The organism is Bradyrhizobium sp., assembly GCF_004799405.1.
Lineage (GTDB): Bacteria > Pseudomonadota > Alphaproteobacteria > Rhizobiales > Xanthobacteraceae > Bradyrhizobium.
Window position 1 is genome coordinate 1 of the sequence record NZ_SSMW01000016.1, and the last position, 20,162, is coordinate 20,162.

The following is a 20,162-nucleotide window of genomic DNA, read 5'->3' on the forward strand; positions in this document are numbered from 1 at the left end:
CCTTTCGCAAACTTGACACCAGCGTCGGGGTGTCAGGACCACACGACTTCGCCGTCCGCCTCAGGCGCATTCGTCAAAGCGCCATCCGCGTCCACCGCATCCCGCCGCGCGTTGATGACGTTGCGCAACGCCCCTCTGTGGGCGGGACGAGAATGGATATAGATTTGATTTGGGAAGGCCGTCAAGCTATTTTTCGGAAATTCGGAAAAAACCTAAGGGTGCGGCCAGCGGGTGCGACCGACTCGACCGGCTATCGGTGTTTTCTTGCCCACGGCTCTTTCGGCTTTTTGACTGGAACTACCCGGACCGGACATTCAGACAAACGAAAGGCCGCCCCGTGTGAGCGGCCTTTCTCGTCCGAACCCATCCGATTAGTCGCGGTCGTGCACGATCACCCTGGTGTCCGGCTCTTCACGCTCTTTCCTGATGATGGTGGTCTGCTCGCGCGGTTCCTCTTTCTTGATGATCGTGGTGCGGTCGCGATCGCGATCGCGATCATGATCGTGGTAGTCCGAGCCTACGGTTACGCCGGCACCTACCGGACCCACGCCAACGCCGATATGCGCATCCTCCGCAAACGCCGGAGCGGCCAGGCCCAGTCCAGCAGCGGTAATAAAAGCTATAGCGAGTTTCATCGTTCAGTCCTCTGGTAGCTTTCCTCGCAAAGCCAATGCAGGAAGCCGCATCCGGTTCCAAAGACCGCTGTTCATCCGACGAAACCTGCTCGCGGTTCCAAATGAAACAACTAGCCCGGCCACACCATTCCGTGACAACTGGGAACGGCGTAGAGCATGGCGTGTTGTCGCGCGCTGGGAGCTGAATTTAGGGAACCTCACATGGCGAATAGCGATCACAACAAAGCCGCCGAACTTCACGAAAACGCGGCAAAGTCTCACCGCGCCGCCGCTGAGCAACACGGCAAGGGCGATCACGCAAAGGGTATGGAGCATTCGAAGAGTGCTCAGCAGCATTCGCAGAGTGCAAGCAAGCAAACTGATCAGGCCCACGCGAAGAGCCAACAGCAGAAGTAAATAAGAAGAAGGCCCGGCTCATTGCCGGGCCTTTCACATATGGAGAATCGCCATGCCGTCCACCGGCCCGTCGGGGTATCGGGTCGCGTTCTGAACATAAAGCCGGAGCAAACTGTTTCTATCATCGCCCGACCCTTCGGTAGTTATCGGTGACAGAGAGTGCTGCATGCTCCCGCCTAATAAGGGAGTACCGGTTATGACGCACTATCGAGCATATCTTATTGGCCGCGACGGTCATCACATTAAAGCTGTCGATCTCAACTGCGCTGACGACGACGACGCGAGAAAACGCGCCGAACAAATGGTCGACGGTCATAATGTCGAGCTATGGGAACACGCCCGCAGGATTGCGAGGTTTGATGGTAAATGAAATAGCAGTTTCTCCGACCTCTAGGGGCGACTTCCGCTAAGGGTCAAAAGGCGACATGCCTCCCCGAATGGGCCATGTCCGATTTACCCTCGATGGCGGAAGTGAAGCAACGCCCATTGCCAGGTGACGACCGTTCGACGGCGGTGATGGCCACGGCGCTCACCCTTGAGGGCGCTGCACCTCGTTGAGGTCGCCTAAATACCTGATCACGGCGAATTGAGCGCCTTCAAACCGACTGGACGATCTTATGGATCGCAAAGAAGCCTCACTTAAACCTGACTGGACGCAAAGCCTATGGGTTGGAGGATTCGCCATGGCTTCCAAATTCGCAGTTGGTGACAAGGTCGATCAAGCATTCAGCAATCACGCCCAAGGAACAATAGTCGCGATTTTGACGGATGAGGTGGGGCATTGCCGGTATGCCGTCGAAATGTTCGGTCACCGGACGATACAGATCGCAACCGAGGCCAGTCTAGTCGCGCGCAGCAACGGGGTTTGATCTCAAGCCGCAAGGGCATCGACTTGACGCCGAACAGCCGCGAAAGCGTCTTTTATCGCTACTTGAGCATGTTCGTGCCGCGCGTCATTTGACGCTGATTGGTCCACGACGATGTTTTCGTGCGGCGGAATCGTCAACCAGATGTGGACCTGAAATCCGGTGCCGTGGCGATGCTTGTGACTGGGCGCGATCACTTTCACGCGGCAACCTGTAATACGATGATTATGGGTTTCCAATCGATCTATTTCCCGCATTATTTGAGCGCGAGCAGCATCGGATGATTCCGAACCTTCGAAGGTGATCTCTGGGGCGATTTGCATTTTGCTCCTTCCAGCGTTCGGGTTTAGCTTCCCATGCAAATGCGTGTCGGGCTGAATGGTTGCAATAGTCCGGCACCCTTTGACGATTGGGTAAGCGGCCCGCTGTTGCGTTGGCGTGATCCGGGAGCGGTGTCAGTAGCGCCCGCGTCCAGGACGGCAACGACGCGAGTTCCAGAGGCTGTTGCGTTGTCCTCCGCTGCCTGCGGTCGATCGTCACGCCTGCCCATTTGAAGGACTCACATCAGATGCCGAATTTGGGATAAACTTGCCGCTCGTTGCGGCGGGGGGACAATACCAAATGGCGGGACCATTGGTTCGACGCGCTGACTTTCTGATGACGCTGGCCTATGCAACGGACCTGGCCACGGGGCACTCGCGGGATTTCGCACTTCGTTCCTGCGTGCTGGCGATGCGCTTTGCCGAAGTGGCGGGCCTCGACGAAAATATGCGGCGCAAGGTCTATCATCAGGCGCTGCTGCGCTACATCGGATGCAATGCCGACACCCATCTGCTGGCGGCGGCGTGGGGCGACGAAATCACCCTGCGCAGGGAGCTTCACTATATCGACATCGGCAACAGGGCCGAATTCGTCGAGATCTTCGTGCGGGCCATTACCCGAAAATTGGCCGGCGCATCGGCTGAGGAACTGGCCAAGGCGGTGGAGCAGGGGCTCGCAGAGGGGCCGCAGGTGAATATCCCCATCCTGTCGGGACACTGCGAGGTTGCACAGAGGATAGCGGAGCGGATCGGCCTGCCGGAGGACATCCGCGAAAACCTCGGGCAGATCTATGAGCGCTGGGATGGCAAGGGGTTGCCGCGCGGCCTCTCGGGCGACGCGGTGAAGTTTCCGGTCCGCCTGGTGACGCTGGCGCAGGACGCCATCGCGCTGAGCGATCTTCATGGATACGAGACCATGACGGCGAAGATCGCCGAGCGCGCCGGCGGCGGCTACGAGACGGAAATGGCGCAGCTTTTTCTTGACCATTGCGAACAACTGATGGTGGGGCTGGACGGACCCGTCGACCGCGAGACCATTTTGGCGATCGAGCCTTTGCCCCATGCGATGCTCGACGAGACGGATTGCGAGCAGGCCTATCTCGCGATCGCCGATATGATCGACATGAGGATGCCCTTCACGTTCGGTCATTCCCGTGCGGTCGCCGCCCTTGCGGAAGCGGCCGGCAAGCGCGTCGGGCTTCCCGCCGCCGACATTCGCGCGGTGCGGTGGGCGGCCTACACGCACGATATCGGCGAACTGGCGATCCCGGTTTCGACCTGGATGAGACCCAATGCACTCACCGAACGCGAAACGGATGCAGCGCGGCTTCATCCCTACCACGGCGAGCGCGCGCTTTCGCCGCTGGGCGGCGACGGCAAAGCCGTTGCGGCACTGGTCCTGCGTCATCACGAGCGACTCGATGGCAGCGGCTATCACCGCTACGCCAAGGCGCCCGACCTTTCGCCCGCCGCCCGCATCCTTGCGGCGGCCGAAGCCTTTCAGACCGCGCGGGAGGCGAGGCCCCACAGGCCTGCGTTGAGCGATGCGGCAGCGGCGTCAAAGCTCCGGGGCGCCGTCAGGGAAGGAAAACTATGCCCTGATGCCGTGGAAGCAGTGCTCGCGAGCGCCGGCCAGCCGGCCCGCCGGAATGCCGCCGAGCGTCCGTCCGGATTGACGCCGCGCGAAATCGAGGTCCTGCAATTGATCGCAGCCGGGCATACGGCGAAGGAAGCCGCCCGCCGACTCGAGATCGCGCCCAAGACCGCCGATAACCACATCCAGAGCCTTTATTCCAAGATCGGCGTCACCACGCGGGCAGGTGCTGCCCTTTACGCCCTCGAGCGAGGCATGATCCAGCACGGAATATCCGCGGCATAGGGAATCCACCCCATGTGGCGGCGCAAGGTTGCCGCCATTCTCCCGGCATGAACCGCGCCATCCGGCCGCGGCACATCAAGGGAGAAAGCCATGACGGAATCATCCATCAAGGTTGGCGTCATCGCGGAGCAGACCGGCCCGCTGTCGTTTATGGGCATCGCCAACGCCAATGTGGCGAAGATGGTGATCAACGACATCAACGCCGGCGGCGGCCTCTTGGGGCGGCGGCTCGATCTGTATCTCGAGGATGGCGCCACCATCGACAGCGTCGCGGAAGCGAAGGCGACCAAGCTCGTCCAGTACGACAAGGTCGATGTGATCTTCGGCGGCATCTACAGCTCCACGCGGCAGGCCATCAAGGGTCCCGCCGTGGTCAAGGGCCGCAAGCTTTACATCTATCCGGAGCAATATGAGGGCCAGGAATCCGACCCGCTGATCTTTTGCACCGGGCCGGTGCCGGCCCAGCAGGTCGACCCGCTGATTCCCTGGCTGATGCAACAGACCGGCGCCAAGAAATTCTACCTGCCGTCGGCCGACTACATCTGGCCCCGTGTATTGAACCAGAAGGTCCGCCAGGTCGTCACCGCCAACGGTGGCGCGATCGTCGGCGAAGAGTATTTCCCGCTCGATCACATGGACTACGCCGGCACGGTCGAGAAGATCGCGTCGAGCGGCGCCGAGGTCGTGTTCAATACCATCGTCCCGCCCGGGCTACTGCCCTTCCTGGAGCAGCTTTACAACTCCGGCTTCAGCGCGCGCGGCGGACGGATCGTCTGCACCTATTTCGACGAGAACCTGTTGAGCCTGGTGCCGGCCGCGCACGTGGAGGGCCTGTACAGCTGCCTCGACTACTACCAGAGCGTCAGCGATCCCTTCAGTCAAAAGCTGCTCGGCCGCTACAACAAGCTTTATCCAGACAACGCGCAGTTCACGGGAGGCAGTGCCTGTTCGGGACTTTACCGCGGCCTGATGCTCTGGGCGGCGGCGGTGAAAGAGGCCGGCTCGTTCCGGCAGGACGACGTCATCAAGGCGCTCGATCACGCCAAGATCGCCGAAGGACCGGGCGGTCCGGCCGAAATGGTCCCCGGTCAGCATCATGTCCGCATGAACATGTACATCGGCCAGGCCAGCAACGGCGCCTTCAGGATCGTCAAGAGTCTCGGCGTCATCGATCCGAACGAGGCCAAAGTCCCGGGCGTTGCCGATACCGGCAGGACGCGCGCTGCCGTCTGATCGATAGTTCGGCCGGCAGAGCTACTCCGCCGCCTCGCTATGCCCCAGCCGAGCATTGAGCTTGTGGATCAGCTCTTCGGCGGCATCCGCGATCACGGTGCCCGGCGGGAAGATCGCTTCGGCGCCGGCCTTGTACAGCGCGTCGTAGTCCTGCGGCGGCACCACGCCGCCGATAATAATCATAATGTCGTCGCGGCCCTGTTTCTTCAGCGCCGCCTTCAGTTCCGGCACCGCGGTGAGATGGGCGGCCGCCAGCGACGACAGCCCGAGAATGTGCACGTCGTTCTCGACCGCCTGCCGCGCCGCCTCCTCGGCGGTGGCGAACAGCGGCCCAATATCGACGTCGAAGCCGACATCGGCAAAGGCCGAGGCAATCACCTTCTGGCCGCGGTCATGGCCGTCCTGACCGATCTTGGCGACCAGGATGCGCGGCCTTCGGCCCTCGGCGTCCTCGAACGCATCGATCAGCGCCTGCACTTTTTCGACCCGGTTGGACATGGTGGACGCCTCCCGCTTGTAGACGCCGGTGATGGATTTGATTTCGGCGCGGTGCCGACCGAACACTTTTTCCATCGCATCGGAAATTTCGCCGACGGTGGCCTTGGCGCGCGCGGCATCGATCGCCAGCGCCAGCAGGTTGCCGTTGCCTTCGCCGGCGCTTCGGGTCAATGCCGCCAGCGCCTCGTCGACGTCCTTCTGGTTGCGCTCTTTCCTGAGCCGCGCGAGCTTGTCGATCTGCAGCCGCCGCACGGTGGAATTCTCCACCTTGAGCACGTCGATCGGGGCTTCGTTGACCGGCTTGTATTTGTTGACGCCGATCACGGCCTGCTTGCCGGCGTCGATCCTGGCCTGCGTCTTGGCGGAGGCTTCCTCGATCCGCAATTTGGGTACGCCGGCCTCGATCGCCTTGGCCATGCCGCCGAGCGCCTCGACTTCCCTGATATGGCTCCAGGCCTTGACGGCGAGATCGTGGGTCAGCCGCTCGACATAATAGGAGCCGCCCCAGGGATCGATGATCCTGTTGGTGCCGCTCTCCTGCTGCAGGAACAGTTGCGTGTTGCGGGCGATCCGCGCCGAAAAGTCGGTCGGCAGCGCCAGCGCCTCGTCGAGCGCATTGGTGTGCAGCGATTGGGTGTGGCCCTGGGTCGCCGCCATCGCCTCGATGGTGGTGCGCATCACATTGTTGAACACATCCTGCGCGGTCAGCGACCAGCCCGAGGTCTGGCAATGGGTACGCAGGCTGAGCGAGCGCGGATCCTTCGGATTGAACTGCTTCAGCAGCCTAGCCCACAGCAGCCTTGCCGCGCGCAGCTTGGCGACTTCCATGAAGAAGTTCATGCCAACAGCCCAGAAGAACGACAGCCGCGGCGCGAAGCGGTCGACGTCGAGACCGGCCGCCAGACCTGCCCGCAGATATTCGACGCCGTCGGCCAGCGTATAGGCAAGCTCGAGGTCTTGCGTCGCGCCGGCTTCCTGCATGTGATAGCCGGAAATCGAGATCGAATTGTATTTCGGCATCTTCTGCGAGGTGTAGGCGAAGATATCCGAGATGATCCGCATCGAGGGCGCCGGCGGATAGATGTAGGTGTTGCGCACCATGAACTCTTTCAGAATGTCGTTCTGAATGGTGCCCGAGAGTTTTTCCGGCGGCACGCCCTGTTCCCCGGCGGCGGCGACGAACAGCGCGAGGATCGGCAGCACAGCGCCGTTCATGGTCATCGACACGCTCATCTGGTCGAGCGGGATGCCTGAGAACAGCGTGCGCATGTCGTAGATCGAATCGATCGCCACGCCGGCCATGCCGACGTCGCCGGTGACGCGCGGATGATCGGAGTCGTAGCCGCGGTGGGTGGCAAGGTCGAACGCGACCGACAGGCCTTTTTGCCCGGCAGCGAGGTTACGGCGATAGAACGCGTTGGAATCTTCCGCGGTGGAGAAGCCGGCATATTGCCGGATGGTCCAGGGCTGGTTGACATACATTGTGGGGTAGGGGCCGCGCAGATACGGCGCGATGCCGGGCCAGGTCTGAAGGAAATCGATGCCTTCGAGGTCGGCTTCGCCATAGGCCGGTCTGACCAGAATGCCTTCGGGCGTCAGCCATGGCTCCGCACCGCCGGCGGGTTCAGTGCGGGCGGTGTTTTCGAAGGCGATATTCGCAAAGTTCGGTATGCGGCTCATTTCGCGCCTCTTACCCCGGACATGACGGGACCGGGTTCGATATCGAACCTATCATAGCCCGTTCACAAGCGTCATTCCATGACCCAGCCGGGCGTGAACCCATAATTCAGAGCGGTCGGCGGACGTCCGCTTTGGTGCGCATTTGTGGACTCAAGTGGGATATGGCGAGAGGTCTGAAAAGCGCCAACCCCGGAAGTAGTCGCGCTATTCGATCACTTCATCGGCGCTCGCTACCAGTGATGCTGGAATCGATGCGGTCGGCATGTCGCAAACGCTATTTCTTTTCGAGGCCAGCGCGCTCCACGATTTCCTTCCACATTGGAATTTCACGGACCATGCGCGAATGCAGGTCTTCGGGACCTTCATATTTCACCATAAAACCGGCGTTGAGCATTTTGGCCTTGATGTCGGGGTTTTGCAGGATGACCCGGGTTTCTTCGGTTAAACGCGCGATGATCGGCCCCGGGGTTCCGGCCGGCGCCAAAAACATCTGCGTGGTTTCGACCACCGCATTCGGAATCCCCGCTTCGCCCATAGTCGGCACATCAGGCAGATCGAACCAGCGCTCACTGCCGGTTTGTGCCAGGCCTTTCAATTCGCCGGAGCGAATAAAGCCGATCAAACCGGCAATGGAGATCGACCCAATATCGGTGGTGCCGGCAAGTGCGGCCTGCAATGCCGGGGTTGCGCCGTTGAACGGAATATGCGTGATGCCGATATTGGCACGCAATTTCAAGAGCTCGACTGCGAGCTGCGAGACGCTGCCGACACCAGGCGAGGCGTAATTGAGCTTGTCGGGAGCTGCTCTTGCCCGGGAGATGAGATCGGCGATGCTAGCAATGCCGGAGGCCGGCCGGGTGATGATGACGTTGGGTGCGGCGCCGAGATAGGCGATCGGCGCCAAATCCTTGAGCGGATCATAGCTGACCCTGGATACGCTCGGATTGATCAGTACAACGTTGGTGACGACCAACAGGGTATAGCCATCCGGCTCGGCGCGGGCAGCGGCGGCAATTCCGATATTGCCGACTGCGCCAGTGCGATTTTCGACAATGACGTTTTGCTTCAAATTCGGCGCCAGCTCTGCTGCCAATAGCCGGCCGAGCAGATCACTGGGCCCGCCAGCGGGAAACGGAACGATGATGGTGATGGTGCGCTCGGGCCAGGCGGCGCGAGCCTCGCCCAGGCCCGCGAGCAACAAAGCCAAAATCAGGAAAACGCCGGCCGCCGATGGCGAGATTTGCGCAAGTCTCTTCACACAAAAAAGTCTCTTCACACGAAATCCCTCTATCGGACGACGCCGACGCCTGAGAGCATTGCAAGATATCTGATCGATGGCGATCCCGGTTCTAGTCATGGTCCGGATGCTGGTGGCTAACGATGCCGTCAAGCTTTTCGGGGCCGTAATTCTGCAGCGTGGTCTGGCTCGGCAGGTTGGCGATGGCCACCACCCAGCCGAGCCGGGATTCGGTTCCATACTGGCGGCTCGGCACCAGCCGGTCGGGGCGGTCGAAGGCGCCGGTCATGATCTCGATCCGCGGGCCGTCGATGCGGCGAAAACTGTGCGGCGTGCCGCACTGGCTGCAGAAATCGCGCTCGGCGATGGAGGAGGAGCGGAACGCGGCCGGCTTGCCGCGGGTCCAGGTGAAATCGCCGCGTTCGATATCGGCAAAGGATGCGAACGGCGCGCCGGATGCCGTCTGGCACATCCGGCAATGGCAGATGCTGACCTTTACCGGTGCGGCCGACAGCGCAAAGCGGATGGCGCCGCACTGGCAGCCGCCGGTCAGGACGGGTTTCATCTGCGATGTCATGGTCACTCCATCCGCCGGTAGGCTTGTTGCAGTGTCGCCAGCGCGTCGCCGCCGGCGAAGATGAAATCGCTAATGCCGGCGGCGTGGAGCGCTGCTTCCAGTTCGCCGGGGCGGCCCGCCAGATAGATTTGTTTTGCCCCTGCGGCTTGAAGGGCTCGTGCAGCGGCCACCGCCTGTGCGGCATAGATTTTGTCGGAGGAGCACAGGCAGACCAGCGGCGCGCCGGAAGTCCCAAACACAACGGCAAGCGCCGCCGGATCGGTGAATCCCTCGGTATCGACAGCCTCGATGCCGCCGGCCTCAAAAAAGCTCTTGGCAAAGGTCGCCCGCGCGGTGAAGTCGGCGGGTGTGCCGAGATTGGCGAGAAATACCCTCGGCCGCGCGCCGGTGGATTTGAGAATCTGGTCGGACGTGTCGCGCAAACGTTCGAACGGCTCGGCGAGCCGCATCGGCGCCAACGCATCGAATGCGATCCTGGCTTCGCCGTAGGGCGCAAGCTCAACCGGTTTTGCATCCAGCACCGCGACCGGCACCTCGTGGAGATTGGGGAACTCGCTGGCGCCGGTCAGCACCTGCTTGCGCCGGGCAATGTCGGTCTCGCGCAAAGCTCGCGTCGCAGCGACCTTGCGCTGGATCAGACCTTGCTCAAGGCTTGCGAAGATACCGCCGGCTTTTTCGATCTCCTGGAACAGCGGCCATGCCGCCTCGCAAAGCTGCTGCGTCAGGGTCTCGACGCCGCCGGAACCGGCGGCGGGATCGGACACTTTCGCGAGGTTGGATTCTTCCAGCAGCACGAGCTGCGTATTGCGCGCCACGCGACGCGCGAACGGATCGGGCAAGCCCAGCGCCAGCGTATGCGGCAGCACGGTGACGGCGTTGGCGCCGGCAAGGCCCGCGGCGAAAACCGCCACCGTCGCGCGCAACATGTTCACGTAAGGGTCGCGCCGGGTCAGCATCCGCCAGGCGGTCTCAGTGGCGACGAACAATGGCTTCGGCGCAAGGCCGCAAGCCTGCTCGATGCGCGTCCACAACAGCCGCAGCGCGCGGAATTTCGCCATGGTCAGGAACTGGTCGGCGTCGGCGGCAAGCCGCGCATAGATCATGCCCCGGGCATCTTCGAGTGCGATGCCGGCGCCCTCGAGCGCGCGCAGGTAGGCGAGGGCGGTTGCCAGCACGAACGCCAGTTCCTGCACTTCCGATCCACCGGCGTAATGGATCACCCGTCCGTCGGCGGGCGCGAACGGACCCTTGAATCCCATCGCGGCAAGAGCCTTGATGGCGCCGGTGACCGCGGGCACGATCTCGGGCCAGGCGTAGGGACTGGACCCCCAGACCGCGCAAGCGCCGATCGGATCGAGACCGAACCGAATATCGCAGGCCGCGGGCGAAACGCCCTTGCGCTTGACATACTCGGCGACATGAATGGCAGCCATCCGCGACTGCGGGCCGACCTCAAGTTCGATCGAAATGCCGGCGTCGATGAAGACGCCTTGCAAGACCTTGTCGATCGCTTCCGCGCTCGGCTCCAGCCCAAAGCCATAGGCGCCGTTGGCGCCGGCGAAAACCAGCGTCAGCCCGGTGGCGCCGTTTTCCAGATCATGCAGCGCCTGCGCATTGGCATCAGCCGCATCCGGATGGTCGATCCGCTGCATGATCCGCCAGGGTGCCGCCGCGGGGCGGCCTGCGATCGGTACCGCATGCGCGCGCTGGTAGATCGGCTCGATCCTCAACCCGTCATAGGTCTTGCCGACCAGTTTCTCGAACGGCGCGCCCTTCAGCACGCCGTCGACCAGCTTGCGCCAGTCGTCATAGCTCGCCGGCGCGAAATCGGCGGCAAATTGCGTCTCGTCATTCGCAGAGGTCATTCGGCGGGTCGCTCCCAGGCCGTTCTTGCCATTGGCTCGAAATTGCCACGGGCCGACCGCCAAGCCAAACGGTTGTTTCCGGCTTGGTTAGCCAAGATCGGGCAATCGCTCGATGCCGTCGGTGGATAGCTGTGCCAGCGCGGCCGCCACGCGGCGTCCCGCGATGAGGCGGTCGGGCGCGATTTCCGCCAGCGGCACCAGCACGAAAGCGCGCTCGAATGCGCGCGGATGCGGCAGCGTCAGTTCCGGCTTTTGAATCGAAACATCGTCGTAGGCGATCAAATCGAGGTCGAGGGTGCGCGGACCCCAGCGCGTTTCGCGTGTGCGATCGCGGCCGAACTTCGCTTCGATCCTGTGCAGCGTGAACAACAGCGCGTGGGGATCGAGGCCGGTTTCGATTTCGATGCAGGCATTGACGAAGCGGGCTTGCTGTTCGTCGCCCCAAGGCGGGGTTGAATAATCCGACGAGCGCGCCAGCAGCGCGCCCTGCGTCATGCCGCAGATATTGGAAATGGCCTTCTCGAACGTCGCGCGGACGTCGCCGACATTGCCGCCAAGCGCGATCAGGACTCTAGCCACAGGACGGCGGTTGCCGCGTGCGCGTCAGCACCACGCCGACATCCTCGAAGATCGCCGCGATCGGCGCGTGCGGCTTGTGAACGGTGACCTTGACGGCGCTGACGCGGGGAAACGCCGCCAATATCGCGTCGGCAACCGCACCGGCGGCGCGTTCCAGCAGTTTGTAATTGGCATTCTTGAAGGCTGAGGTCGCGCTTGCGACCACGTTGGAATACGACACCGTATCGGCGAGGCGGTCGGTGCGCGAGGATTCCGACAAATCAGCCGACAATTCGAGATCGATGACAAAACGCTGCCCGACTTCGGTCTCGTGCTCCATCACGCCGTGACGGGCATGGATGACGACGCCGGTGATGAAGATGGTATCGGTCATCGCCTGTCCCAAATGGCCGCCGCGATCCGCAGCGCCTGTACGGTTTCCCCGACGTCATGGGTGCGGATGATCCGGGCGCCGGCCTTTGCCGCGATCAGGTGTGCCGCGATCGAACCGCCCAGACGCTGATGCGGCTCCGACGGCGTGACCGAGCCGATGAAGCTCTTGCGCGAGGCGCCGACCAGCAGCGGCAGGCCGAATACGGCGAGTTCGCCAAGCCGGGCCAGCGCCGTCATGCTCTGCTCGGAAGTCTTGCCGAAACCGATGCCGGGATCGAGCACGATATTGTCGGATGAAATGCCGGCTTTCGCCGCGATGTCGAGCGAGCGCGCAAAGTAGTCGGCAATGTCCTTCATGATATCGAGATTGGCGTCGGCGCGGTCGCGGTTATGCATGATGATCACGGGCGAGCCGCGCGCCGCCAGCAATCCGGCCATGTCGGGGTCGCGCTGCAGGCCCCAGACGTCGTTGGCCATGGCGGCGCCGGTGCCCAGCGCCCAGCCGACGACGGCGGACTTCATGCTGTCGATGGATACGGGAACCCCGAGGCAAACCACGTCCGCCAGTATCGGCTGCAGACGTTTCAGTTCTTCCTCGGCCGGGACCGGTTGCGCGCCGCCATAGGGCCGGGTGGATTCGGCGCCGATGTCGATGATGTCGGCGCCCTCGGCAACCATGCGCCGCGCCTGCGCCAGCGCGCGCTCGGGGGCGATAAACTGTCCGCCATCGGAAAACGAATCCGGCGTGACATTCAGGACCCCCATCACGGCGGGATACGGCCGCGACAAAAGCGTCCGCAGCAGCGGATGATCTGCCGGGGTGGCTGCCGGGACGGGTCTGGAGGTGGTCGCGATCATGCGGTCGCTTTGCGCGGTCCATGCACGGGAGTCAAGATGCCGGGCGCACCGGCCGGAGCCGGCGCCGAACCGCTTTTCGGCCGGCTTAATAGGTGATTTTGGGCTGAAGCTTGCGGGCCTGCGCGATCAGTTGCTCGACCGACTTTTCCGAAGGCAAAACGCGCACGAGCTTGCGTCTGGTGTTCACTTCTTTCATGTTCTGAGCCAGGCGCGACGGATTGCGAAGCGCGAGTTCGCGTACCGTGGTGACGCCGGCGGCGCGCATCAGCCCGACCTTGGCCTTGCCCATGCCGGGAATCCGCATGTAGTCGGAAAAATTGGCCCATTCGAGCAGTTGCTGTACGCTGATGCCGGTCTTCGCGGCCAGCGCTTTACGCCCCTTCACGGTACGGGTGGCCTCGAGCAGCCCCGTCGTGGTGCGAATACCAAGCGCTTTCAGTTTCGAAGCGGAGTAGGCGGTCAGGCCATCAATCGCGGAGATTGGATATGTCATGGTACTCAATATGAAAAAGATGGTTTAGGCGAACTGACTGAGGCCCGGCGTCCCTGCGATGATCTCGCCCATCTGATCCGCTCCAATTTTGTCGCGGCCAAACTTGAAAAGTTCACGCGCGATGCTCTGAATTTGGCCGATGCCCAGGCCAAGTCCCATCAGCTTGGTGCCCAGCGCCATCAGGCCGCCGCCCATCAACCTGCCGAGACCGCCGCCGGCACTGAAGGCGGCAATCGCGGCTTCTGCGCCTGGAATCTTGTCGATCAAGCTCTGGACTTTGTCGGGCGGACCCTCGTTGCGAAGGAAACCGAGCATGATGCCGACGGTTTTCTCAGCCACAGCGTTGTCTATTCCGGCCTTTGCGGCCAGTTGCCCTACCAATTCGTCCATACTGCCCCGCCCCAACCGGTTGTTTGCCGGTTACTTGCTTGTGAATTTATCTTGATCGCCTGCGATGCGAATTACAAGCGATGACCGCATTCGAAAGTGCGATTCAGCTTCGATCACTTGGCGAGTGTTGCAGCAATGCAAGAGTGGAGGCGGAGTGAAAGCGGAATTTCGCAGCGAATTGTCGCTGCCCGGGCATTCGTTGCAACTTTTCGCGGAAGAAAGCGCCGAGGCGGACAGCATTATCCTCGATGAGGGTCGGATTCCTGCGCTGCCGGGAAGGTCGAGCGGTTTCAATCGGCTCGAAAGATGCGGTATGCTGACGGCCTTCGGCCAATGAACCCCCGATGCGCGCGAAGAGGCGATGTCATGGCACCATCCGACAACAAGATGGGCGATACCGACCAGAAAATTTTCATTGGCAAGGGCGATGCGCCGGCCTGGCTGACGCTCGCGCTCGGAAATCGCCATGGCCTCGTCACCGGCGCGACCGGAACCGGCAAAACCGTCTCGCTGCAGGTGATGGCAGAGGGATTCGCGCGCGCGGGCGTGCCGGTGTTCGCCGCCGATATCAAAGGTGACCTCTCCGGCATCTCCGAAACGGGGGAAGCAACGGATGCTATCGTCAAGCGGGCCGGCGATATGGGCCTGACGTTCCAGCCCGACCGGTTTTCGACGGTTTTTTGGGATGTGTTCGGCGAGCAGGGCCATCCGGTGCGGGCCACGGTCTCTGAAATGGGTCCGCTGCTGCTGTCGCGCATGATGGACCTGAACGACGTCGGGGAGGGCGTGCTGAACATCGCCTTCAAGGTGGCCGACGAGCAGGGGCTGCTGCTGCTGGACATGAAGGACCTGCGGGCGATGCTGTCCTACATCGCCGACCACTCCGCCGATTTGACCACGCAATACGGCAATGTCTCCAAGCAGACGGTCGGAACCATCCAGCGCCAGCTCCTGGTGCTGGAAAACCAGGGCGGCGACAAATTTTTCGGCGAGCCGGCGCTGGCGCTTAAGGATTTCATGCGCACCGACAGCGACGGCCGCGGCATGGTCAACATCCTGGTGGCGGACAGGCTGATGCAAAGCCCGCAGCTCTACGCGACCTTTCTGCTGTGGATGCTGTCGGAGCTGTTCGAGGAATTGCCGGAGGCGGGCGATCCGCCGAAACCCAAGCTGGTGTTCTTCTTCGACGAGGCGCATCTATTGTTCAACGATGCGCCGAAGGCGCTGATGGACAAGATCGAGCAGGTGGTCCGGCTGATCCGCTCGAAGGGCGTCGGCGTCTACCTGGTGACGCAAAACCCGATCGACGTTCCGGACAAGGTGCTCGGACAATTGGGCAACCGCGTGCAGCACGCGCTACGCGCGTTCACCCCGCGCGACCAGAAGGCGGTCGCGGCGGCGGCGCAGACGTTCCGGCCCAATCCGAAGCTCAATACCGCGCAAGTCATTACGGAATTGGGCAAGGGCGAAGCGCTGGTGTCGTTTCTGGAAGACAATGGTACGCCGGCGATGGTCGAGCGGGTCATGATCCGGCCGCCCTCGGCGCGGATCGGGCCGATCACGCCGGAGGAACGCAAGGCGATCATGGACCAGAGCCCGGTGAAGGGCAAATACGACACCACCATCGACTCCGAATCCGCCTATGAAGTGCTGCAGAAGCGCGTGGCCGCTAACGCGGCGACCGCCGACGGATCTGGTGGCGGCGGCATTCTCGGCCAGATCGGCGGAATCGTCGGAACGATTTTCGGGACCAACGTCGCGCGCGGCAAGATGTCGACCGGCCAGGTGATCGCGCGCAACGTCACCCGCTCGGTCACCAACAAGGTGGTCGGCGGCGTCGTTGCCGATCTCGGCAAGTCGGTAGGCGGTTCGATCGGCGGCTCGGTCGGCCGCGCGCTGGTGCGCGGGGCGCTTGGCGGATTGTTGCGACGATAATAGTCCAGCCCCTCGGCGGCCCGATCCGTGCTCCGGTTGATTTTCCGGTCATTTCATTGTCCGCTGGAGCGCAGATGGATCAGGAAGCACCTCCGATCGCGGCCTCGCCGGCCATCACCGAGATCGTTTCGACAGCGTTCCAGCGCCGGATCGCGCGCATCCGTGCGGCCGTGGTGCCGGGATGGGTCTGGGTGGTGCTGCTTTGGGCGCTCATGGCATTCCCGGCCGCCGCGATACGCGGCAGTCATCTTGAAGAAGCAACCGTGATCGGATTGGCGCGCGGCGCGGTCGAAGACGGCCAGTGGCTTTCTCCGCACCTCTACGGCATGCGGTTTATCGAGCGGCCCGTCCTGCTGTCGTGGATCGCCGCGGCGATCGGTACGGTTTCCGGCGGGGTCACGGTCTGGTCGGCGCGCCTGCCGCATCTGCTTTTTCTGCTCGGCGGTGGCTTGATGGTGTTCAACCTGGTCCGCCAGCACACACGCGACGCAGCCGCGGTGTTCGGCGCCCTGTGCTGGTTCGCCTGCCCGATGGTGGCCCAGAAATTCATTACCGCCGAGCCCGATGTCACCGTGTCGGTCCTGCTGTTCGCGGGCTTTTTCCTGTGGTGGAAGGGCGTATCCGGCGGCTCGGTTTCGCTGTTGCGGTGGTTCTCGATCGGGTTGGTGCTGGCCGCGGCGGGATTGACCAAGGGACCGCAGCCGCTTGGCTATTTCACGCTGGGTGTGGGCGCCTACCTCGTGGTGAGACGGCGCTGGAACGACATCGCGGGTTTCATCCTCGCCAATGCAATCGCAGTACTTGTCGTCGCAAGCTGGTATTGGACGGTCATGATCCCGGGCGACGTCGAAGGCTGGCTGCAGCATTCGCGGTTGTCCGACGGAATGACGATGACGCAATGGCTCAGGGACCACCTGGACTTCGTGGTCAGCATTTTCGCGGCGGAATGGCTGCCCGGTTCGATCCTGCTGTTTCCGGCAATCGTGGCCAGCGCCCGAAAGAACGCCGGCCGGGACGGCGATCTCATGCTTGCCGCGCTGCTTTATGCCGGATTGGCGTCACTGGTCTTGCTGGTGTGGCCCGGCGGCGTCGCTACCCGCTACGCGATGCCGGCGAATCTCGCGCTCGCCGTGCTGGGAGGCATCCTGTACGAACGCTGGTGGTTCAGCCGGCCCTGGCTGATCGCCACAAGCAACACCGTGGTGATCGGCATATCGAGCTATCTCATCATTCTCGGATGGATCGTCATGCCGCTTGCACCGGACCTGTTTCGTCAATCGCGGATTTCAGCGCAGACGATAGAGGCGGTCAGGAGCATCGTTCCGGGCACTCTCTATGTCAGCGGGTCCACTGCCGACGACAACGTGCTGGCTTACGTGGCCGCGCCGGTCCGCGAAGTCGCGCTTGAGGATATCGGAAATCTGAAAGGGCCGGCTCTCGCGATTCTCGCTGACTCGGAATTGTCGGAACTGATGGCCCGAAAACCCGGTTTCCGCGCCATTCCGCACGCCGTCGTGAACAAGAACGAGCGCACCAAGATTTTTGAAATCCCGTCGAACTAGAACCGGACCCAAAGGTCACGCCGGAAATTGCCGCAAGCGCCTTGTCTCCGGCGACCGGCGGGTTACAACCAGCCGTGCAGAGCCAGCCCGCCAGCCAAGGGAAGAATCCAATGTCCAGTGCCCAGCAACTTCAGCCGGTCCTCGACCGCATCGATGCCGATTTCGACAACAGCCTCGCGCGGTTGTTCGACCTGTTGCGGATCAAATCGATCTCGGCCGATCCGGCTTTTGCGGAAGATTGCAAGAAGGCCGCGGATCATCTGGCCAGGGACATCGCAACGCTCGGCTTTGCGACCGAGGTCAGGCCGACCGCCGGTCATCCCGCCATCGTCGCCAAAGCCAATGGCGGGGGCAAGGGCCGGCCGCACGTGCTGTTCTACGGTCATTACGACGTGCAGCCGGTCGACCCGCTCAATCTCTGGCATCGTCCGCCGTTCGAGCCCGCGGTTACCGACCATGCCGACGGACGGAAAATCATCGTCGCGCGCGGGGCCGAGGACGACAAGGGACAGTTGATGACCTTCGTCGAAGCCTGCCGGGCCTGGAAATCCGTCACCGGTTCGCTGCCGGTCGACATCACCATCATCATCGAGGGCGAAGAGGAGATCGGATCGAAGAATTTCGTGCCGTTTCTCGAAAAAAACAAAGCGGAGCTCAAGGCCGACTTCGCCCTGGTGTGCGACACCGGCATGTGGGACCGCAACACGCCGGCGATCACCACCTCGCTACGCGGGCTGGTTTACGAAGAGGTGTGGATCAAGGCCGCCAATCGCGATCTGCATTCCGGCGTGTTCGGCGGCGGCGCGCAAAACCCGATCCGGGTCTTGACAAAAATTCTCGGTGGCCTGTTCGATGACAACAACCGGATCACCATTCCCGGTTTCTATGACGGCGTGAAGGATCTGCCTCCCGATATCCTGGCGCAATGGTCGAAGCTTAATCTTACGGCCGAGACCTTTCTCAAGCCGATCGGGCTTTCGGTTCCCGCCGGCGAGAAGGACCGCCTGTTGATCGAGCAGCTCTCGTCGCGGCCGACCTGCGACGTCAACGGCATCATCGGCGGCTATACCGGCGAAGGCTCGAAAACGGTGATCCCGGCGCAAGCCTCCGCCAAGATATCGTTCCGGCTGGTGGTGGGGCAGGATCCCGACAAGATCCGGAAAGCCTTTCGCGATTACGTCACCGCGCGGCTGCCGAAGGATTGCAAGGCCGAATTCGGCGACCATTCCAGCGCGCCGGCGATTGCGCTGGACTGGAACACGAAGCCGCTTGCCGCGGCCAGGCGCGCTTTGACCGACGAATGGGGCAAGGAAGCAATCCTGATGGGCTGTGGAGCGTCGATCCCGATCGTTTCGGATTTCAAGCGCACGCTCGGTCTCGATACCGTGCTGGTCGGCTTTGGCCTCGACGACGACAACATCCATTCGCCGAACGAAAAATACGACCTCACCAGCTTTCACAAGGGCATTCGTTCGTGGGCGCGGATTCTCTCGGCCTTTGCGGACGCGCCGAAGGGATAGGGGCCATGGCCGGTGGAATGCGATCGGCCGCCACGGACGCGTTCTGGCGCGACTACCGCAAGGCCGCCGGCTTGCACCACGACGATTACGACGTGGTGGCGTTTGGCGACGGTGCGGCGATGGCGACCGAACTGGCGGAATTGACGGTGGCCGGGATCAAGCGGGCTACCGCGGGGCTGGTTCGCCAATTCGGCCCCGTTGGAGAGCCGCCGCCGGTCGCCGGGGGATATGTCGTGCTGCTCGATGGCGCCGACCTGCCCCGCGCAATCTGGCGCACCACCGAGCTACGGATCGGGCCGCTCAATTCGGTGGACGAACGGTTTGCCCGGGATGAAGGCGAGGGCGAGCGCACCCGCGACTGGTGGCTGGCCGCCCATCGCCGGTTCTTTGGTCGCCGCGCCGCTGCCGAAGGTTTTGCGATGCACGACGAAATCGAAACCGTGTTCGAACGGTTCGAGGTGGTTTGGCCTCCGGAAATTGCGGATACCGGCAAGCCCGGCGGCAAGATCGGGAAATGAAAACGCCGCCCGGAATTGGGCGGCGTCTTGATTCGAAGTGCAGAGGTCGTTGGCGCGATATTACACCAGAATCTCCGTTATGTCCCGGTAGCGACCAAATTCTGCGATCCGAAGGTACCCCGCCGCCAGCAAGGCCTCAATCCCGGGCTGCGCGCGGATACGGCGTACCGTCTTTACGGTGGAAACCTCTCACGCCATCGGGGCCCGCTTTCAACTCAAGATCGATGTCCGGATACGTCACCTCATCGCCTGCAGTCCGGTCGCCGATCACGAGGAAGACGGCATCCTTCTGCGTGAGATTCAGGAAATGATGGCCGTCGCCCGTTCCGGCTGGAAAGCCGATGCAGGTGCCCGGCCCAACGGTTTCGCGACCCGCCTCCGTCACAAGCATGAATTCGCCCTCAAGCACGTAAACGAACTCGTCCTGCCTGGAATGAGCGTGTCGCGCCGAAGACTGGCCACCGGGCAAAACCCGAATGAGATTGACGCCGTAATTCTTGAGCCCGGCATGATCGCCCAGTCGCCGGTTATATCGCTTGCGCTGTCCCTCCCGGAACGGCTCGGGATAGCTGGATGCGTTGCTCTCCGACACATCGGCTGGTCTGAATACCTTCGATCCTCTTACCATGGTCGCCTCCTCGCAAACCGTAAAGTCTGCAGGTACCAACTAGCACCAACGGGATTTCGTGTCATCGCGGCTGTGCGGCCAGGAAGCGGTCTCTGACCGTCAATCCAAATTGGTGGCACCG

General features: G+C 62.4%; 21 protein-coding genes. 9 read left to right on the top strand and 12 right to left on the bottom strand.

Annotation, left to right across the window (positions count from 1 at the left end; all coding sequences use genetic code 11):
• Positions 1-371 precede the first annotated feature (371 nt).
• A complete protein-coding gene (locus E7813_RS03165; protein WP_291570801.1) occupies positions 372-635 on the bottom strand; it encodes a hypothetical protein in 264 nt (87 codons plus the stop codon).
• Positions 636-836: 201 nt separating this feature from the next.
• On the opposite strand from E7813_RS03165, the gene E7813_RS03170 reads away from it, so the two are divergent.
• From E7813_RS03170 to E7813_RS03180, 3 genes are all read left to right on the top strand, one after another.
• A complete protein-coding gene (locus E7813_RS03170) occupies positions 837-1,031 on the top strand; it encodes a hypothetical protein (protein WP_291570802.1) in 195 nt (64 codons plus the stop codon).
• Positions 1,032-1,227: 196 nt separating this feature from the next.
• Positions 1,228-1,401 carry a hypothetical protein gene (locus E7813_RS03175; protein ID WP_291570805.1) on the top strand — a complete coding sequence of 58 codons (174 nt, stop codon included), beginning with the start codon at positions 1,228-1,230 and terminating at the stop codon, positions 1,399-1,401.
• Positions 1,402-1,714: 313 nt separating this feature from the next.
• Positions 1,715-1,900: a hypothetical protein gene (locus E7813_RS03180; RefSeq protein ID WP_291570806.1), complete on the top strand. Its 186-nt coding sequence runs from the start codon at positions 1,715-1,717 to the stop codon at positions 1,898-1,900.
• A 2-nt stretch (positions 1,901-1,902) separates the two neighbouring features.
• Here E7813_RS03180 and E7813_RS03185 read toward each other — a convergent pair whose 3' ends face one another.
• Entirely contained in the window at positions 1,903-2,220 is a 318-nt protein-coding gene (locus tag E7813_RS03185; RefSeq protein WP_291570808.1) for an HPF/RaiA family ribosome-associated protein, read from the bottom strand.
• Between the two features lie 298 nt (positions 2,221-2,518).
• On the opposite strand from E7813_RS03185, the gene E7813_RS03190 reads away from it, so the two are divergent.
• Together E7813_RS03190 and E7813_RS03195 are read left to right on the top strand one after the other, a co-directional pair.
• The gene (locus tag E7813_RS03190; RefSeq protein WP_291570810.1) at positions 2,519-4,096 is read left to right on the top strand and encodes an HD domain-containing phosphohydrolase; all 1,578 of its coding nucleotides are present in this window, start codon (positions 2,519-2,521) and stop codon (positions 4,094-4,096) included.
• Positions 4,097-4,186: 90 nt separating this feature from the next.
• Positions 4,187-5,329: a substrate-binding protein gene (locus E7813_RS03195; RefSeq protein ID WP_291570813.1), complete on the top strand. Its 1,143-nt coding sequence runs from the start codon at positions 4,187-4,189 to the stop codon at positions 5,327-5,329.
• Positions 5,330-5,350: 21 nt separating this feature from the next.
• Here the strand turns inward: E7813_RS03195 and scpA are convergent, their stop codons facing one another.
• The 9 genes from scpA to E7813_RS03240 form a co-directional block, all read right to left on the bottom strand.
• On the bottom strand, positions 5,351-7,507 hold the full coding sequence (gene scpA, locus E7813_RS03200) for a methylmalonyl-CoA mutase (RefSeq protein WP_291570815.1): 2,157 nt from the start codon (positions 7,505-7,507) through the stop codon (positions 5,351-5,353).
• 274 nt (positions 7,508-7,781) lie between these two features.
• Positions 7,782-8,864, bottom strand: a complete 1,083-nt coding sequence (locus E7813_RS03205) for a tripartite tricarboxylate transporter substrate binding protein (protein ID WP_291570866.1) — start codon at positions 8,862-8,864, stop codon at positions 7,782-7,784.
• A complete protein-coding gene (locus E7813_RS03210; protein WP_291570817.1) occupies positions 8,857-9,321 on the bottom strand; it encodes a GFA family protein in 465 nt (154 codons plus the stop codon). Before E7813_RS03210 ends, E7813_RS03205 begins: the two co-directional genes overlap by 8 nt.
• 2 nt (positions 9,322-9,323) lie before the next feature.
• Entirely contained in the window at positions 9,324-11,186 is a 1,863-nt protein-coding gene (locus E7813_RS03215; protein WP_291570819.1) for a methylmalonyl-CoA mutase subunit beta, read from the bottom strand.
• Positions 11,187-11,273: 87 nt separating this feature from the next.
• Complete coding sequence (gene folK, locus E7813_RS03220) at positions 11,274-11,765, bottom strand: 2-amino-4-hydroxy-6-hydroxymethyldihydropteridine diphosphokinase (protein ID WP_291570821.1); 492 nt, start codon at positions 11,763-11,765, stop codon at positions 11,274-11,276.
• A complete protein-coding gene (gene folB / locus E7813_RS03225; RefSeq protein WP_291570824.1) occupies positions 11,758-12,138 on the bottom strand; it encodes a dihydroneopterin aldolase in 381 nt (126 codons plus the stop codon). The genes folK and folB overlap by 8 nt, the downstream gene beginning before the upstream one ends.
• Positions 12,135-12,995 carry a dihydropteroate synthase gene (gene folP, locus E7813_RS03230; protein WP_291570826.1) on the bottom strand — a complete coding sequence of 287 codons (861 nt, stop codon included), beginning with the start codon at positions 12,993-12,995 and terminating at the stop codon, positions 12,135-12,137. The genes folB and folP overlap by 4 nt, the downstream gene beginning before the upstream one ends.
• Positions 12,996-13,080: 85 nt before the next feature.
• Entirely contained in the window at positions 13,081-13,488 is a 408-nt protein-coding gene (locus tag E7813_RS03235) for a DUF4332 domain-containing protein (protein WP_291570828.1), read from the bottom strand.
• Positions 13,489-13,512: 24 nt separating this feature from the next.
• Positions 13,513-13,878: a DUF2267 domain-containing protein gene (locus E7813_RS03240; protein WP_291570830.1), complete on the bottom strand. Its 366-nt coding sequence runs from the start codon at positions 13,876-13,878 to the stop codon at positions 13,513-13,515.
• 366 nt (positions 13,879-14,244) lie between these two features.
• Here E7813_RS03240 and E7813_RS03245 point away from each other — a divergent pair, with 366 nt between their 5' ends.
• From E7813_RS03245 to E7813_RS03260, 4 genes are all read left to right on the top strand, one after another.
• Positions 14,245-15,813, top strand: coding sequence for a helicase HerA-like domain-containing protein (locus tag E7813_RS03245; RefSeq protein ID WP_291570832.1), 1,569 nt, complete (start codon positions 14,245-14,247; stop codon positions 15,811-15,813).
• A gap of 74 nt (positions 15,814-15,887) precedes the next feature.
• Positions 15,888-17,375, top strand: coding sequence for a glycosyltransferase family 39 protein (locus E7813_RS03250; RefSeq protein WP_291570834.1), 1,488 nt, complete (start codon positions 15,888-15,890; stop codon positions 17,373-17,375).
• A gap of 110 nt (positions 17,376-17,485) precedes the next feature.
• A complete protein-coding gene (locus tag E7813_RS03255; RefSeq protein ID WP_291570836.1) occupies positions 17,486-18,895 on the top strand; it encodes a M20/M25/M40 family metallo-hydrolase in 1,410 nt (469 codons plus the stop codon).
• Between the two features lie 5 nt (positions 18,896-18,900).
• Positions 18,901-19,413: an ASCH domain-containing protein gene (locus E7813_RS03260; RefSeq protein WP_291570838.1), complete on the top strand. Its 513-nt coding sequence runs from the start codon at positions 18,901-18,903 to the stop codon at positions 19,411-19,413.
• Positions 19,414-19,549: 136 nt separating this feature from the next.
• Here the strand turns inward: E7813_RS03260 and E7813_RS03265 are convergent, their stop codons facing one another.
• The gene (locus E7813_RS03265) at positions 19,550-20,041 is read right to left on the bottom strand and encodes a cupin domain-containing protein (protein WP_291570840.1); all 492 of its coding nucleotides are present in this window, start codon (positions 20,039-20,041) and stop codon (positions 19,550-19,552) included.
• Between the last annotated feature and the right edge of the window lie 121 nt (positions 20,042-20,162).